This window comes from Nesterenkonia suensis, from assembly GCF_054782935.1.
The window spans coordinates 869214-885731 of record NZ_BAAGRN010000001.1 but is presented as its reverse complement, the minus strand read 5'-3'; the positions used below and the strand labels follow the sequence as shown (position 1 = coordinate 885731).

The 16518-nt window shown below is 69.3% G+C and carries 13 protein-coding genes; 1 reads left to right on the top strand and 12 read right to left on the bottom strand.

Going from position 1 to position 16518, the window contains the following annotated elements:
• Positions 1–30 precede the first annotated feature (30 nt).
• The 7 genes from ACYVKI_RS03830 to ACYVKI_RS03800 all read right to left on the bottom strand — a co-directional run bounded on the left by ACYVKI_RS03830 (position 31) and on the right by ACYVKI_RS03800 (position 11179).
• Complete coding sequence (locus ACYVKI_RS03830; protein ID WP_460689005.1) at positions 31–1497, bottom strand: glutamate synthase subunit beta; 1467 nt, start codon at positions 1495–1497, stop codon at positions 31–33.
• Complete coding sequence (gltB, locus tag ACYVKI_RS03825) at positions 1490–6148, bottom strand: glutamate synthase large subunit (protein WP_460689004.1); 4659 nt, start codon at positions 6146–6148, stop codon at positions 1490–1492. Before gltB ends, ACYVKI_RS03830 begins: the two co-directional genes overlap by 8 nt.
• Positions 6149–6508: 360 nt before the next feature.
• Positions 6509–7642: a prolipoprotein diacylglyceryl transferase gene (gene lgt / locus ACYVKI_RS03820; RefSeq protein WP_460689003.1), complete on the bottom strand. Its 1134-nt coding sequence runs from the start codon at positions 7640–7642 to the stop codon at positions 6509–6511.
• A gap of 93 nt (positions 7643–7735) precedes the next feature.
• The gene (gene trpA, locus ACYVKI_RS03815) at positions 7736–8566 is read right to left on the bottom strand and encodes a tryptophan synthase subunit alpha (protein WP_460689002.1); all 831 of its coding nucleotides are present in this window, start codon (positions 8564–8566) and stop codon (positions 7736–7738) included.
• On the bottom strand, positions 8563–9873 hold the full coding sequence (gene trpB, locus ACYVKI_RS03810; RefSeq protein ID WP_460689001.1) for a tryptophan synthase subunit beta: 1311 nt from the start codon (positions 9871–9873) through the stop codon (positions 8563–8565). Before trpB ends, trpA begins: the two co-directional genes overlap by 4 nt.
• A 60-nt stretch (positions 9874–9933) precedes the next feature.
• Positions 9934–10782: an indole-3-glycerol phosphate synthase TrpC gene (gene trpC / locus ACYVKI_RS03805; protein ID WP_460689000.1), complete on the bottom strand. Its 849-nt coding sequence runs from the start codon at positions 10780–10782 to the stop codon at positions 9934–9936.
• 7 nt (positions 10783–10789) lie between these two features.
• Positions 10790–11179 carry an HGxxPAAW family protein gene (locus tag ACYVKI_RS03800; protein WP_460688999.1) on the bottom strand — a complete coding sequence of 130 codons (390 nt, stop codon included), beginning with the start codon at positions 11177–11179 and terminating at the stop codon, positions 10790–10792.
• Positions 11180–11346: 167 nt separating this feature from the next.
• Here ACYVKI_RS03800 and ACYVKI_RS03795 point away from each other — a divergent pair, with 167 nt between their 5' ends.
• A complete protein-coding gene (locus ACYVKI_RS03795; protein ID WP_460688998.1) occupies positions 11347–12237 on the top strand; it encodes a sulfurtransferase in 891 nt (296 codons plus the stop codon).
• A 6-nt stretch (positions 12238–12243) separates the two neighbouring features.
• Here the strand turns inward: ACYVKI_RS03795 and ACYVKI_RS03790 are convergent, their stop codons facing one another.
• Genes ACYVKI_RS03790 through hisG form a run of 5 tightly spaced genes read right to left on the bottom strand, consistent with a single transcriptional unit; the run spans position 12244 to position 16490 of the window.
• On the bottom strand, positions 12244–12867 hold the full coding sequence (locus ACYVKI_RS03790; RefSeq protein WP_460688997.1) for a Trp biosynthesis-associated membrane protein: 624 nt from the start codon (positions 12865–12867) through the stop codon (positions 12244–12246).
• A complete protein-coding gene (locus ACYVKI_RS03785; protein WP_460688996.1) occupies positions 12864–14435 on the bottom strand; it encodes an anthranilate synthase component I in 1572 nt (523 codons plus the stop codon). Before ACYVKI_RS03785 ends, ACYVKI_RS03790 begins: the two co-directional genes overlap by 4 nt.
• The gene (gene hisI / locus ACYVKI_RS03780; protein ID WP_460688995.1) at positions 14422–14793 is read right to left on the bottom strand and encodes a phosphoribosyl-AMP cyclohydrolase; all 372 of its coding nucleotides are present in this window, start codon (positions 14791–14793) and stop codon (positions 14422–14424) included. Before hisI ends, ACYVKI_RS03785 begins: the two co-directional genes overlap by 14 nt.
• 56 nt (positions 14794–14849) lie before the next feature.
• A complete protein-coding gene (gene hisF / locus ACYVKI_RS03775; protein ID WP_460688994.1) occupies positions 14850–15620 on the bottom strand; it encodes an imidazole glycerol phosphate synthase subunit HisF in 771 nt (256 codons plus the stop codon).
• A gap of 18 nt (positions 15621–15638) precedes the next feature.
• On the bottom strand, positions 15639–16490 hold the full coding sequence (gene hisG, locus ACYVKI_RS03770) for an ATP phosphoribosyltransferase (RefSeq protein WP_460688993.1): 852 nt from the start codon (positions 16488–16490) through the stop codon (positions 15639–15641).
• Positions 16491–16518 lie beyond the last annotated feature (28 nt).

The following is a 16518-nucleotide window of genomic DNA, read 5'->3' as shown; positions in this document are numbered from 1 at the left end:
CTCACAGATCGCGAGAAACTCACGGGTCACTCACCCGCCGAGCGAGATCGCCCGGTCAGAGGGCTTGACCGGCGCCGGCAGTCGCGAGGTTCCTTCCAGGTACTCGTCCACCTCCTTGGCGGCCGCCCGTCCCTCAGCGATCGCCCAGACGACCAGCGAGGCTCCTCGCCCGGCATCGCCGACGGCGAAGACGCCGTCCGAGGAGGTCATGTAGTCCTCGGAACGGGCCACATTGCCACGACGGTCGAACTCGGCGCCCATCTGGCCGGACAGGGTGTCCTGCTCCGCGCCGGTGAAGCCCAGCGCCAGCAGCACCAGATCCGCCGGGATCTCGTGCTCGGTGCCCAGCCTCGGGGTGCGGGAGCCGTCCTCGTTGTACTGGGTCTCCGCCACGCGCAGCGCCCGCACGCGGCCGGTCTCGTCCCCGAGGAACTCCACAGTGGACGCCAGGTAGCGACGCTCGCCCCCCTCTTCGTCGGCCGAGGTGACCTCGAAGACCTTCGGGTCCATCGGCCACGGCTCATGCGCCGCCCGCGACTCCGGGGGCTGGGTGCCGATCGCCAACGTCGTGACCGAGGCGGCACCGTGCCGGTGCGCGGTGCCGATGCAGTCCGCACCGGTGTCCCCGCCGCCGAGCACGATCACATGTTTGCCCTCGGCGTGGATCTGCTCGGGGACTTCGTCTCCATGGGTCGCCCGGTTCGACTGCACCAGGTACTCCATCGCGAAGTGCACCCCGTCCAGGCCGCGGCCCGGGATCGACAGGTCGCGGGGCACCATGGCACCGGTGGCGACCACCACGGCGTCATAGCTTTCGCGCAGCGAATCCCAGGTGATGTCCTCGCCGATGGCCGTGGAGGTGTAGAAGCGCGTGCCCTCGGCCTCCATCTGCTCGATCCGGAAGTCGACGTGGTGTTTCTCCATCTTGAAGTCCGGGATGCCGTAGCGCAGCAGCCCGCCCAGCCGGTCGTCGCGTTCGTAGACCGCGACGGTGTGCCCAGCACGGGTCAGCTGCTGGGCCGCGGCCAGACCCGCCGGACCGGATCCCACCACGGCCACGGTCTTGCCGGTCAGCCGCTGCGGAAGGACCGGCTCCACCCATCCGTTGGCGATGGCCTCGTCGGCGATGGAGACCTCGGACTGCTTGATCGTCACCGCCGGCTGGTTGATCCCCAGCACGCAGGAGGTCTCGCAGGGCGCCGGGCAGACGCGACCGGTGAACTCCGGGAAGTTGTTGGTCATATGCAGCCGGGAGGAGGCCTCCTCCCACTGGTCCCGCCAGATGAGGTCGTTCCACTCCGGGATCAGGTTCCCCAGCGGGCAGCCGGTGTGGCAGAAGGGGATGCCGCAGTCCATGCACCGGCTGGCCTGTGTCTGAGTGGTCCCCTTCTGCTGACGCTCATAGACCTCCTTGAAGTCCATGATGCGCACGGGCACGGGGCGTGAGGGCCTGTCCTGCCGCTCACGGTGCTTCAGGAATCCGCGCGGGTCAGCCACGGGTCACCTCCAGGATCTTCTGCCACGTCTCGTCCCCGTCCGGGTCCAGCCCCTCGTCCAGGGCGGAGGAACGGGCACGCAGCACGGCGTCGTAGTTGCGGGGCAGCACCTTGGTGATGCGCCCGAAGGTGCCGGCCGGGTCGTCCAGCAGGCGCTCGGCCACCGCCGAGCCGGTCTCCTCCAGGTGGCGACGGAGGAGGTCTAGGATGATCTGCTGATCCTCCTCGTCGGGCGGCAGCAGGAGCAGGTCACCGGCGTAGCGGGCCTGGGTGTTCATCCGGTCCTCGTCGAAGTCCAGCACGAAGGCCGTGCCGCCCGACATGCCGGCGCCGAAGTTGCGCCCGGTCGGGCCCAGGATCAGCGTCTGGCCACCGGTCATGTACTCGCAGCCATGGTCACCGATGCCCTCGACCACAGCCGTGGCCCCGGAGTTCCTCACCAGGAACCGCTCCCCCACCTGTCCACGGAGGAACAGCTCCCCGGCGGTCGCCCCATAGCCGATCACGTTGCCGGCGATGACGTTACGTTCCGCCACCAGCGGCGCCTCAGAGTCCGGGTGGACAACGACGCGTCCGCCGGAGAGGCCCTTGCCGACATAGTCGTTGGCGTCGCCGGAGAGACGCAGAGTGACCCCGTGCGGCAGGAAGGCCCCCAGGGACTGGCCGGCCTCGCCGACCAGATCCACTTCGATGGTGTCCGGGTCGAGAGTCCGCAGACCCAGCGCCTTGGTCACCTCGTGGCCGAGCATCGTCCCCACGGAACGATCGGTGTTGATGATCTTGCGCTCGATCCTGACGTGCTGCCCCCGACGGATCGCCGACTGGGCCTGCTCGATCAGCGCGACGTCGAAGTGCTTCTCCAGCTCGTGGTCCTGCTCCCCGGTGCGGCGCAGCGTCTCACGGACGGCCGGATCCTCGGGGTCGTACCCGCCCAGCACGGAGTCCAGGTGCAGCCCCTCGGTCTTCCAGTGGCGCTTCGCGTCGTCGAGGTCCAACGCGTCGACGTGCCCGATCGCCTCGTCGAGGCTGCGGAAGCCCAGCTCCGCGAGATACTCACGCACCTCCTGGGCGATGAACTCGAAGAAGTTCACCACATGGTCGGCCTTACCGGTGTAGCGGTCCCGCAGAGTCGGGTTCTGCGTGGCCACCCCCACCGGACAGGTGTCCAAGTGGCACACGCGCATCATGATGCAGCCGGAGACCACCAGCGGCGCGGTGGCGAAGCCGTACTCCTCAGCACCCAGCAGCGCGGCGATGACGACGTCGCGGCCGGTCTTGAGCTGACCGTCCACCTGGACGGTGACCCGCTCCCGCAGGCCGTTGAGCATCAGGGTCTGCTGGGCCTCGGCCAGGCCGAGTTCCCAGGGGGCCCCGGCATGCTTCAGCGAGTTCAGCGGCGAAGCGCCGGTGCCGCCGTCGTGACCGGAGATCAGCACGACGTCGGCCTTGGCCTTGGTCACGCCGGCGGCCACCGTGCCCACTCCGTGGAGCGCCACGAGCTTCACGTGGACCCGCGCACCGGTGTTCGACCGCTTGAGGTCATAGATCAGCTGGGCGAGATCCTCGATGGAGTAGATGTCGTGGTGCGGCGGCGGGGAGACCAGCGAGACTCCGGGAGTGGAGTGCCGGGTCTCGGCCACCCAGGGGTAGACCTTCTTGCCCATGAGCTGGCCGCCCTCGCCGGGCTTGGCGCCCTGGGCCATCTTGATCTGCAGATCGTCCGCGTGGGTCAGATACTGGCTGGTCACACCGAACCGGCCGGAAGCGATCTGCTTGATCGCACTGCGCCGCTCCGGGTCCGCCAGGCGCGCCGGATGCTCGCCTCCTTCACCGGTGTTGGAACGCGCCCCCAGACGGTTCATGGCGATCGCGAGCGTCTCGTGGGCCTCCTGGGAGATCGAGCCGTAGCTCATCGCCCCGGTGTTGAACCGCTTGACGATCTCGCTGACCGGCTCGACCTCGGAGATCGGGATCGACGGCCGGCCGCCCTTCAGCCTGATGAGCCCACGCAGGGTCATCAGGGCCGCCGACTGGTCGTCCACGGCCTTGGTGTACTGCTTGAAGATGTCGTAGCGCCGACTCTTCGTGGAGTGCTGCAGCTTGAAGACGGTCTCCGGGTTGAACAGATGCGGCGGGCCCTCGCGCCGCCACTGGTACTCACCGCCGATCTCCAGCTCATCGCCGCGGCCCAGGTCGTTGCCGTCCGGCGGGTACGCCTTGGCGTGCCGGGCCATGGTCTCCGCGGAGATGACGTCCAGTCCGACTCCGCCCATCGGCGAGTGGGTCCCGGAGAAGTACTGGTCGACCACGTTCTGCGCCAGGCCGACCGCTTCGAAGGTCTGGGCGCCGCAGTAGGAGGCCACAGTGGAGATGCCCATCTTGGACATGATCTTCAGCACGCCCTTGCCCAGCGCGGTCAGCAGGTTGTGCACCGCCTGGGACTCCGAGACGCCGGTGATCTCGCCACGACGCACCATGTCCTCCGCCGACTCCATGGCCAGGTAGGGGTTGACCGCGGCCGCGCCGTAACCGATCAGGCAGGCCAGATGATGCACCTCGCGGACATCGCCGGCCTCCACGATGAGGGAGGCCCGGGTTCGGTTGGCGGACTTCAGCAGATGGTGGTGGATCGCCGAGAGCAGCAGCAACGACGGGATCGGGGCCCACTGGGCGTTGGAGTCACGGTCGGAGACCACGATGTAGCTCACCCCGCGGTTCACCGCCGCCGAGACCTGCTCACACAGGTCACGGATGCGCTGGCGGAACTCCTCCTCGGTGCTGCCGACCCGGTAGAGGCCCCGCACCTTCATGGCGATCTTCCGGCCCTCGTCGCTGCGGATGTTGGAGATCTTCGCGAGCTGGTCGTTGTCGATGACGGGGAAGTCCAGGGCCACCTGCTTGGCACCGACCTTCTCACTGGTCAGCACATTGCCGTTCGGGCCGATGTGCAGGCCCAGCGAGGTCACCAGCTCCTCGCGGATCGCGTCCAGCGGCGGGTTGGTCACCTGGGCGAAGTTCTGCACGAAGTAGTCGAAGAGCAGCCGCGGACGGTCGGCGAGCACCGCGATGGGCGTGTCAGTGCCCATCGCGCCGATCGGCTCCGCTCCGGTGGAGGCCATCGGGCCGACCAGGATCCGCAGCTCCTCGTGGGTGTAGCCGAAGGTCTGCTGGCGCAGCCGCACGGACTCCTTCGGGTGGCGCACGTGCAGCCGCTCCGGAAGGTCCTCGAGCTCGATGAGGTTCTCATCCACCCACTCCTGCCACGGCTGGGCGGAGGCGAAGTCGGATTTGATCTCCTCGTCCTCGATGATCCGCCCCTCGACCGTGTCGAGCAGGAACATCATGCCGGGGGCCACACGGCCCTTGCGCACGATCGACGACGGTTCCAGGTCGACGACGCCGACCTCGGAGGACATCACCACCAGGCCGTCGTCGGTGACCCAATAGCGGGCCGGACGCAGGCCGTTGCGGTCCAGCACGGCGCCGACCTGCTGACCGTCGGTGAAGGCGATGGCAGCCGGACCGTCCCAGGCCTCCATGAGCATGGAATGGTAGCGGTAGAACGCCCGCAGGTCCGGGTCCATGGACTCATGGTTCTCCCACGCCTCCGGGACCATCATGCGCATCGCCTGCGAAAGAGGGCGCCCCGAGAGCATGAGCAGCTCGGCGGCCTCGTCGAAGGAGGTGGAGTCCGAGGCCCCCGGGGTGCAGATCGGGAACAGGTACTCCGGGTCCTCCCCCAAGAGCTCGCCGGCCATCATGGACTGCCGGGCACGCATCCAGTTGCGGTTGCCCTTGACCGTGTTGATCTCTCCGTTGTGGGCGATGTTGCGCAACGGCTGGGCCAACGGCCAGGACGGGAACGTGTTGGTGGAGAATCGCGAGTGGACGATCCCCAGCGTCGTCTTGAAACGCTCGTCGGAGAGGTCCGGGAAGAAGGGCTCGAGCTGCGCAGTGGTCAGCATGCCCTTATAGGTGATCGTCTTCGACGACAGCGAAGGGAAATACACGCCCAGACGGTTCTGCCCGCGTTTGCGCAGCCGCCAGGCCCGCTGGTCCAAGGTTCCCGGCGCCGCGAAGCGGAACTCCTCAGAGTCCTCCTCAGCCAGGGCCACGAAGAGCTGCTCGAAGTGCGGCATCGACTCACGGGCCAAAGTGCCGATCATCGAATCGTCGATGGGCACCTCACGCCACCCCAGCACCACCAGCCCCTGCTCGGCGGCCAGGTCCTCCAGCGAGGTGCGCATCTGCTCCCGCTCCGACTCGGACTGCGGCAGGAACGCGGTCCCTGCGGCGTACTCGCCGACATCGGGCAGGTCGAAGTCGACGACGGCCCGGAAGAACTCGTCCGGGATCTGCGTCAGCAGCCCCGCCCCGTCTCCGGTGCCGACGTCGCTGCCGACGGCACCACGGTGCTCGAGATTGCGCAGCGCCACCAGGGCGTGGTCGACGATGTCGTGACCCGGTTCCCCACGCAGGGTGGCGACGGCGGCCATGCCGCAGTTCTCATGTTCGTTGGCCGGGTCGTAGAGCCCGGCCTTCTCCGGATAGGCGGAGAAGCGCACGAACGGGCTGATGACGCCCTCGTCGGGGGCCTGCGCGATGTCAGCAGGAGCGGGGCTGTACGTGCCCGGCGATCCCAGTGTGGACATGACGGTGTTCCTTCCTCCGCATACGGACGTTCCATGGGAGGGGACATCATCGACCCCTGTGTGCTGGAGGGACGCGTTCCGCCGGGGCGGCCGCACCGCCCGCTGCTGTTCCTGGCGAACGGGCCGGGCGCCCTCGTCGTGCGTCTCATTGCTTGAGCGGCTCACAGGCCGGGCGCCGTGGTGCGCGCGCCGCCATGGGCCGTGGCCAGCTTCGGGTGACCGCCGCCAACGGGTGCGAGTCGACGGGCACGCCAGTGTTGCCTGAGTCTCAGGCTGATCACATCAATCTTCCGCGTGAAGGTCCCGTGGAGGCAAATCGAATCTCAGGATCTGGAACGCCCGGCAGCCACATCGCGTGGCTCAGCTCTCCTTCGCCGCGGCTCCTGCCCCGTCCCCGCGCGGATCCGACGGCGTCGTCTCAGCATCCGAAAAGGCCGGGCTCCTCTCGGCGGTGTCGTCCACGTCGTCGGAGGTGCCGTCGTCGGAGGTGCCGTCGTCGGAGGTGCCGTCGTCGGCGGCAGTGTCGGCGATGTCGGCCTCCGTGTCGGCGTGCGCCGCGCGGGGACCGTGACCAGGGCGGAAGACGTGCTGCTCCTCAGCCAGCTGCTCGGCGGTGCGGGGCCGCTTGGACCACAGCACGTAGAGCATCACCACAGCGACAAGGAAGGTCAGGACCGAAGCCCACATGTTCAGACGCCAGGTGAGGCCGAAGATGTTGATGAACTGGGTCGACTTGTCCAGCTCGTCGATGCGCAGGCTCTCGATCCAGAAGCGGCCCAGCGTGTAGTAGGCCACATAGGTCCAGGCCAGCAGGCCCTGCTTGAACTGGAAGCGGCGGTACAGGAGCAGCAGGGCCGCCACACCCAGGAGGTTCCAGATGCTCTCATAGAGGAACGTGGGGTGGAACAGAGTGGACTCGCTCATATGCGCGACCTGCGGCACGCGCCGATCCATGTCCACGGCGAGTCCCCAAGGCAGGTTCGTCGGACCGCCATAGAGCTCCTGGTTGAACCAGTTGCCCCAGCGCCCGATCGCCTGAGCGAGCAGGACCCCCGGGACCACGGCGTCGGCGAACCCGGCGAACTTCATCCCATATCGGCGGCAGGCGAACCAGACGCCGACCGCACCGAGGAGGATCGCCCCCCAGATGCCCAGTCCCCCCAGCCAGATCTGCGGGATCAGCGAGAGGTCGCCCGAACCGTCGAAGTTGGGGCCGAAATAGGCGTCCGGAGAGGAGAAGACATGGTAGAGCCGTCCGCCGACGATGCCCAGCAGCACCGCCCACAGCGTGGCGTCCATGACATTCTCGGAGCTTCCGCCGCGAGACTTCCACAGCTTGGAGGTCAGCAGGATCGCGGCCACGATCCCCGCCACGATGCACAGGGCGTAGAAGTTCACCGTGATGGGCCCGAGGTCCAGGCCGCTCGAAGGGGGCGCAGGGAATCCGGCGAGCAGGTCGCCGTCCCTCGTGGCCGCCGCTGCGGGGGAAGTCATTGACGCGTCGTCCTCTCCGTGGTGGATGCCGGCCCGCCGCTGACACGGAGCGGACCGGGATGCAGTCTAGGCGCTGAGGCCGGGGTGGCGCGATCAGGCAGGCCTGCCGGAGAGCTCTCCGGCCAGCCGACCCACCGCCTCGGGGCCGCCGTCGCGCAACGCCGCCACCAGCGCAGTCCCGACGATCACACCGTCGGCATACCGGCCGATCTCCTCGACATGCGCACGGGTGGAGACGCCCAGCCCGACGCAGACCCGCTCCGCTCCCGCCTCGTGCGCGGCGGTGACCACCCGCTCCGCCGCATCGGAGACGGCCGAGCGGGCGCCGGTGACGCCCATCAGCGAGACCGCGTAGACGAAACCCCGGGACGCCCGGACGATCTTCGCGACCCGTTCGGGCGATGAGGTCGGCGCCGAGAGGAACACACGGTCCAGTCCGTGGGCCTCAGTGGCGGCGATCCACTCCTCCGCCTCGTCAGGGATGAGATCCGGAGTGATCGCCCCCGCTCCCCCGGCCTCGGCGAGACGGCGGGCGAACTCGGCCGCACCCATGCGGTCGATCAGGTTGTAGTAGGTCATCACCAGCACGGCGGCATCGGTGGCCTCGGTGACGGCCCGGACGATCTCGAAGACCTCGTCGATCCGGAATCCTCGTCCGAGCACCTCTGTGGTGGCCTGCTGGATGACGGGGCCGTCCATCACCGGATCCGAGTAGGGGATGCCGATCTCGATGACATCGGCGCCGTTGCGCGCCAGCTCGATCGCCGCGGCGATGGAGGAGTCCTTGTCCGGATAGCCCGCCGGCAGGTACCCCACGAAGGCGGGCCGTCCTGCGGCCCGAGCCGCCTCGATCCTGGCGGCCGTCCGGGATGCCGGTGCGTTCTCCGCCGCTGAGGCGGTCCCCCCGCTGGTCTCCGCGCTCATGCCTGCACTCCCGTCTCCGGCGCACGGCCGGGCTCCTCGTCGCTCTGCGTGGTGTCGGTGTCGTCACCCTGCCCGGGGAGCAGCCGGAACCACTCTGCGGCGGTCGCCACGTCCTTGTCCCCGCGACCGGAGAGGTTGACGATGATGATCCGCTCCGCGGCGGCCTCCGGAGCCTCCTGGGTCCACCGGGCGGAGAGCCGGGCGGCACCGGCCAGGGCATGGGCCGACTCGATGGCCGGGATGATGCCCTCGGTCCGGCAGAGTGCCTCGAAGGCCACCATGCACTCCGCGTCGGTGATCGGCTCGTAGACGGCACGCCCGACATCGGCCAGGTGGGCATGCTCAGGCCCGACGGAGGGGTAGTCCAGACCGGCGGAGATCGAGTGGGAGTCGACGGTCTGCCCGTCGGCGTCCTGCATCAGAAAGGAACGGGCCCCATGCAGCACGCCGGATCGGCCGAGGGTGATCGCGGCGGCGTGCCGGCCGGTGTCCACCCCGTCGCCGCCGGCCTCGAAACCGTAGAGGGCGACGTCAGTGTCGTCGAGGAACCCGTGGAAGATGCCCATCGCATTGGACCCTCCGCCGACGCAGGCGCAGACGGCGTCCGGCAGCCGCCCGGTCTGCTCGAGGATCTGCTCGCGCGCCTCCTCGCCGATCACCTGATGGAACCAGCGCACCATCGCGGGGAAGGGATGAGGACCTGCCACAGTGCCGAGCAGGTAGTGGGTGGTCTCCACGGAGGCGACCCAGTCCCGCAGAGCCTCATTGATCGCGTCCTTCAGCGTCTTGGCCCCGTGCTCCACCGGGATGACCTCGGCCCCGAGGAGGCGCATACGGGCCACATTGAGCGCCTGACGGCGCGTGTCCTCCGCGCCCATGTAGACCACGCACTCCATGCCCATCAGCGCGGCCGCCGTCGCCGTCGCCACTCCGTGTTGGCCTGCCCCGGTCTCAGCGATCAGCCGGCTCTTGCCCATCCTGCGGGCCAACAACGCCTGGCCGAGGACGTTGTTGATCTTGTGCGAGCCGGTGTGGTTGAGATCCTCCCGCTTCAGGAAGATGCGGGGCGCGCCCTGCTCCGCGGCGAAGCGCGGCACCTCGGCCAGCAGCGAAGGCCGTCCTGTGTAGTCCCGGCAGAGCCGCTGGAACTCCGCGGTGAACTCCTCGTCCTCGCGAGCTTCGAGGAAGGTCTTCTCGACCTCGTCGAGAGCCGCGACCAGAGACTCCGGCATCCAACGGCCCCCATAGGGCCCGAAGTACGGGCCCGCGGCCTCACGGAAGCTCGCGGCGGCGGACTCTGCAGACATGTGGTTCTCCTGTTCAGATCATGAGACGTGCCGCTGGCCTGCATCGGCTGACGTGCAGAATCAGATGCGGCTGGCGGCGCGGAAGCGACCCAGCGCAGCGGCCGGCTCACCGTCACGGACGAGTGCTTCTCCCACGAGCACCGCGTCGGCGCCCTGGGCGGCATAGTCGGCGACGACCCCGGCACCGTCCACTCCGGACTCCGCGATGCGGACCACCCCCTCCGGCAGGTGGCGCGCCATGGTCCCGTAATGGGCGATGTCGACGTCGAGGGTCTTCAGATTGCGCACATTGACACCCACGATGCGCGCGCCCACGTCCACGGCGCGGGCGATCTCCTCCTCGGTATGCGCCTCGACCAACGCCTCCATGCCCAACTCGTGGGTCACGGCGAGGAAGTCCCGCAGCTGGGCGTCGTCGAGGGCGGCGACGATGAGCAGCACGAGGTCGGCGCCGTGGGCGCGTGCCTCATGGAACTGGTACTCGTCGACCATGAAGTCCTTGCGCAGGACCGGCACGTCGACCGCCGAGCGGACCGCGTCGAGATCCGCCAGGGATCCCCCGAACCGCCGACGCTCCGTCAGCACGCTGACCGCCGCAGCGCCGCCGGCCTGGTAGGCACGGGCCAACCCGGCGGGATCATCGATGGCGGCGAGGGACCCCTTCGACGGTGAGGATCGCTTGACCTCGGCGATGATGCGCACACCGGCGGCGTCGTTCCGTCCCCCGCGCAGGGCGGCCAGACCGTCCCTCGGGGCCGGGGCGTCGGCGATGCGGGAGGCCAGCTCCGACAGCGGTGTCACCGCTCGACGACCGGCGAGGTCCTCCCGCACTCCAGCGATGATGGTGTCCAGGACAGTGCCGGTCCCGGCGCCTGTCCCGGCGGCGGAGGCTGAACTCTGAGCAGTCACCGGCGGCTCAGCTGGTCGAGGCGTGCGGAGCCCGCTCGCCCGGGCCTGCGGTGTTGTCCGGCATGGCGGGGCCCTGGTGATGACGGGGATCCTGACCACGCTCCAGGACGGACCAGCTGTCCATCTCCACCCCGTAGCCGGCCTTCTTCAGACCCCAGCCGAGGATGAGCGCGAGCGGCACGCAGGCGGCCCCGATGTAGGCGAGCGCCCAGACCTCGATCACGAAGCCGATGCCGGCGATGATGGAGCCCACGATGAGGGTGAGGCTGAGCGCCCAGGCGGCAGGAGTCGACCCATGCCCGATGTGGTCGAGATGGATGTGGGCATCGCCGGGCTGTTCGCCGGCCTCAGGCTGCTGCTCGACGTCGCGCACGGTCCGCTGCTGCGTGGTGGTCATCAGAGTCCTCTCTCGGTCACGTCTGCTCAGCCTCCATTCTGCCATGCCCGCCCTCTGGAGTCCGACCACGTTTCCCCGCATGGAATCACCCCGGGGAGCGGTCCGGAGAGGGCCCAGAGGGCCCGTGAACGCTGGACAGCGCCGCGGCCACGGACCAGGCTGGGGCCATGCCGACTTTGCCGACACTGATCAGCGCCGACGAGCTGCAGACGCTGCTGTCCTCCCCCACACCGCCCACCGTGCTGGACGTCCGGTGGCGCCTGGACCGCCCGGACGGCCGCGCCGACCATCGGGCCGGGCACATTCCGACGGCGGTCTACGTGGACCTGGACCACGAACTCAGCGAGCACGGGGAGCACCCTGATCAGGGACGGCACCCGCTGCCGCGCAGAAGCACGCTGCACCAGGCGGCCCGACGCTGGGGCCTGCACCCGGGGTCCACCGTGGTGGTCCATGACGACCTGGACAATCTCGCCGCGGCGCGCGCCTGGTGGCTGCTGCGCCGTGCCGGAGTCGAGGACGTCCGGGTGCTCGACGGCGCCCTGCGAGCCTGGAGGAAGGCCGGACTGCCTCTGGAAGTCGGAGAGGTGCTCCCTCCCCCGGGCACGATCACCCTCCGGGATCCGCGACATGACCCGTCCGGGCTGACGGCCACAGCCGCCGTCGACCTCGAGGCCGTACGTCGGCTGTCCGCCGACCTGCAGGCTGGACGCCCCGCGGAGGCGACGCTGCTGGACGCGCGCGCCCCCGAGCGGTTCACCGGCGAGCAGGAGCCGATCGATCCGCGGGCCGGGCACATCCCCGGTGCCGTGAACCTGCCCACCGCGGGCAACGTCGACGACGACGGGCGCTTCCTGGCTCCCGAGGAGCTGCGCGAGCGGCTGCGGGCCGCCGGAGCGCTCGAGGGACGCCCGGTGGTCAGCTACTGCGGCTCCGGCGTCAACGCCGCCCACGCCACACTCGCGGCGCACCTGGCCGGCTTCACCGCCGCGCTCTACCCGGGCAGCTTCAGCCAGTGGTCCCAGCACCCGGAGCTCGCAGTGGAGGCGGTGAGCTGACGCCGCTCAGCTGCGACGCTCGGCGGTGGGGTCCTCCCCCGCGCTGAGGCCGTCCCAGAGATCGAACTCGTCGGGACCGGCGTCGTCGTCCTCCCCGTCGTCCTCCGTCACACCCTTCGCGCCCCCGTCAGCGGCCCCCTCACCGGGACGAGACGTCTCATAGCGCTTCGACCTCCGGTCCGGCCAGCTCCGGGAGAAGATCAGCAGGGCGAGCGCGGTCAGCACCAGCAGCCCCGCACCGGCCAGACCGACCCACACGGCTGGGCCGAGGGCATACTGCCGGGCCAGCTCAGTGGTCCCCGTGACCTCCCCCAGTGCGGCCAGTGATGCTTCTCCGGGGGCGAGGACCACCTGCAGCAGGGTCACGGTCACCAGCGCGCCGGCGCCGAGCATCAGCAGACCGATCACGAACCGTGCGATGCGCCGGGCGATCGTCACCGCCACCGCGGAGGCCAGACCCACCAGCGCCATCGCGGTGACCGTGTCGGCGATGTCGGAACCGGGGATCTCCACCCGATCCATCGCCGAGACGTCACCCAGACCGGAGGCGATCACCCAAGTCTGCGTGGCCGATGCGAGCAGCAGCACTCCGGCGAGAAGGCCCGCCAGCACCACGGCGCGGCGGCTCATCGTCCCTCCTCCACACGATCCGCGGCCAGCACGGCACGCAGCGGGGCGGCCGCCTTGTTCACGGTCTCCAGACGCTCGGCCTCGTCGTCGCTGTCCGCGACGATCCCGCCGCCGGCCTGGACATAGGCCCGACCGTCCTTCAGCAGCGCACTGCGGATCGCGATGGCGGCGTCCATCCGACCGGAGAAGTCGAAGTACCCGACCACTCCCCCGTACACGCCCCGACGTGTCGGCTCCCAGACGTCGAGCAGCTGCAGCGCCCGAGGCTTCGGCGCACCGGACAGTGTGCCCGCCGGGAACGTCGCAGCGAGGGCGTCATAGGACGAGGCTCCCGGCGCCAGCTCACCCTGCACGTGCGAGGTCAGGTGCATCACATGGCTGAAGTGCTCCACCGCCATGAATCGCGTGACCTGCACCGACCCCGGCACACAGACCTTCGCCAGATCGTTGCGCGCCAGATCGACCAGCATGATGTGCTCGGCACGTTCCTTCTCATCGGCGAGCAGGTCCTCGGCCAGCCGCTGATCCTCCGCCGGGGTGTCGCCCCGCGGACGGGTGCCGGCGATCGGATGGGTCACCACAGTGCCGTCCTCCACCGTGACCAGCGCCTCCGGCGAGGCCCCCACCACCTGATAGGGGTCGCCGTCAGGCGTCTCGAAGTGCAGCAGATACATGTACGGGCTGGGGTTCAGCAGCCGGAGCATCCGATAGACCGCCAGTGCATCCACATCAGTGGCCACCTCGAAGCGACGGGAGACCACGATCTGGAAGACCTCGCCGTCGACGATCGCCTGCTTGGCCTTCCCCAGCGTGGCCAGATACTCGTCCTGGTCCCAGGCCAGCTCGACCCGGTCCTCCAAGTCCTGCTCCACGGCCTCCTGCCAGTCCGGGGCGGCCACAGCGACCCCCGGCTGGACCGGCTCGGCGAGCGCGGCGCGCATCTGCTCCAGTCGGGCCACGGCGTCGGCGTACGCCTGGTCCACACCGGTGTCGCGCCCATCACGGTTGAAGGCATTGGCCACCAGGGTGACGGTGCCGTCGCGATTGTCGTGGACGACCAGGTCGCTGACCAGGTTCATCGCCATCTCAGGAACGTGCAGATCATCCACCGGGGGGTGCGGGAGCCTCTCCCAGTGTCGGACGACTTCCCAACCGGCGTAGCCGACCAGCCCGGAGGTCAGGTGCGGCAGCTGCCCGGTGCGGGCCCGTCCGTTGTCACCGCCGAGGAAGTCGAGGCTGGCCCGGAGCACCTCGGCCGTGGTGCCGGCCTCCGGCGTCCCGGCGGGCGGTTCACCCAGCCAGACCGCCCGGCCGTCGCGCTCCGACAGGGTGGCCTGCGAGCGCACACCGATGAAGGAGTGCCGGGACCAGGCGGCACCCGGGGCCGCCGACTCCATCAGGAAGCTGCCGGGGCGGCCGTCGGCTAGGGTGCGGTAGATGCTCAACGGGGTGTGCCCATCGGCGAGCAGCCGCATCGTCACCGGGATGACACGGTGGTCCCGGGCCAGATCCGCAAAGTCCTCCGCACTCGGGGAGACGAGGCCGAAACGTCGGTCAGGCCTGCTCATGGGCACCTCCCTCCAGGGCGACCTCGCGCCCGGTGAAGCAGGTCGGCGTGCCGGTGTGGCAGGCCGGACCCGTCTGGTCCACGGTCAGCAGCACAGTGTCCCCGTCACAGTCCAGGGACACCTGGCGGACCTGCTGCACATGCCCGGAGGTCTCCCCTTTGCGCCACAGCTCCTCGCGCGACCGGGACCAGTAGGTGGCCTGCTTCGAGGACAGAGTGGCCGCGAGCGCGTCCTCGTTCATCCACGCCAGCATCAGCACCTCCCCGGTGGCGGCGTCCTGAGCGATGGCCGGGACCAGACCGGCGTCGTTGAAGGCGACCTTCTCACGGATCTCGGCGGAAAGCGGGGTCTGGGTCATGGCGAGGTCCTCGACAGGTGGGCGGATGGCAGGGCGGACCGGTTCAGTAGACCGGTTCAGCGGACGGGATGCCCGGCGGCGCGGATGGCCTCCTTGACCCGGGCGATCATGTCGACCGGGCCGAAGTGGAACATCGAAGCCGCCAGCACCGCGTCGGCGCCGGCGTCGATCGCCGCCGGAAAATGCTCCGGGCGCCCGGCCCCGCCCGAGGCGATCAGCGGGACCGTGGTGACCTGACGGACGGTGCGGATCAGCTCCTCGTCGAATCCGTCCTGGGTGCCGTCGGCGTCGATCGAGTTCAGCAGGATCTCCCCCACGCCGCGCTCGGAAGCCTCCCGGCACCACCCGATGGCGTCGATCCCCGTCCCCCGGCGTCCCCCGTGGGTGGTGACTTCGAAGCCCGAGGAGACCTGCGGATCCTCCGTGCGCCGGGCGTCCAGGGACAGCACCAGCACCTGGGAGCCGAAACGATCGGTGATCTCGTCGATGACCTCGGGACGGTCCACCGCCGCGGTGTTGATGGAGGTCTTGTCCGCCCCGCAACGCAGCAGCCGGGCCACGTCCTCCTGGGTGCGGACCCCGCCGCCGACGGTGAGTGGGATGAAGACCTCCTCGGCAGTCTGGGTCACCACATCATAGGTGGTCTCCCGATCTGCGGAGGACGCGGTGACGTCGAGGAAGGTCAGTTCGTCCGCTCCGGCATCGTTGTAGCGGTGGGCGAGCTCCACCGGGTCTCCGGCGTCGCGCAGGTTCTCGAAGTTCACGCCCTTGACCACTCGGCCGGCGTCGACGTCGAGGCAGGGGATGACCCTGATCGCCAATGTCATCTCGGTCCCCCTCCCTGTTCAGACCCGGCAGGCGTGGATGGAGGTGACCAGGATGGCCCGGGCCCCGAGCTCATAGAGCTCGTCCATCAGCTGGTTGGTCTTCTTCGCCGGCACCATGGAGCGCACCGCGACCCAGTTCTCATCGGCCAGCGGCGAGATGGTCGGCGACTCCAGCCCCGGGGTGACGGCGCTGGCCGCCTCGAGGTGCTCACGGCGGATGTCATAGTCCATCATCACGTACTGGCGGGCCACCAAGACGCCCTGAAGACGCCGAGACACCCGGTCGATGCCGGCGGGACGCTCGCCGTGGCGGGAGATCATGATCGCCTCGGAACGCATGATCGGCTCGCCGAAGGTCTCCATCCCGGCGGCCTTGAGCGTGTTTCCGGTCTCCACGACGTCGGCGATCGCGTCCGCCACCCCGAGACGGACCGCCGTCTCGACCGCACCGTCGAGGTGGACGACCTCGACGTCGTCGAGCTCCTGCTCCTCGAGCCAGCGGCTCAGCAGGCCGTCATAGCTGGTGGCGATGCGCTTGCCGGCCAGGTCCTCGGCGGTGCGGAACCGGCCGGCGGGTCCGGCCAGGCGGAAGGTGGATCCGCCGAAGCCGAGTCCCATGATCTCCTCGGCGCCATGGTCCACCCGGGCGTCCTGGAACAGGTCCCGGCCGGTCATGCCGACGTCGAGAGTCCCGGAGCCGACATAGACGGCGATGTCCCGGGGACGCAGATAGAAGAACTCGACGCCGTTCTCCTCGTCGATCATGACCAGCTCACGCTTGTCACGGCGCTGGACGTATCCGGCCTCGGAGAGCATGGCCATGGCGGCCTCGGAGAGGGCGCCCTTGTTCGGTACAGCTACACGGAGCATGGAGGTGTCGTTCCCTGTTCGGATGTCG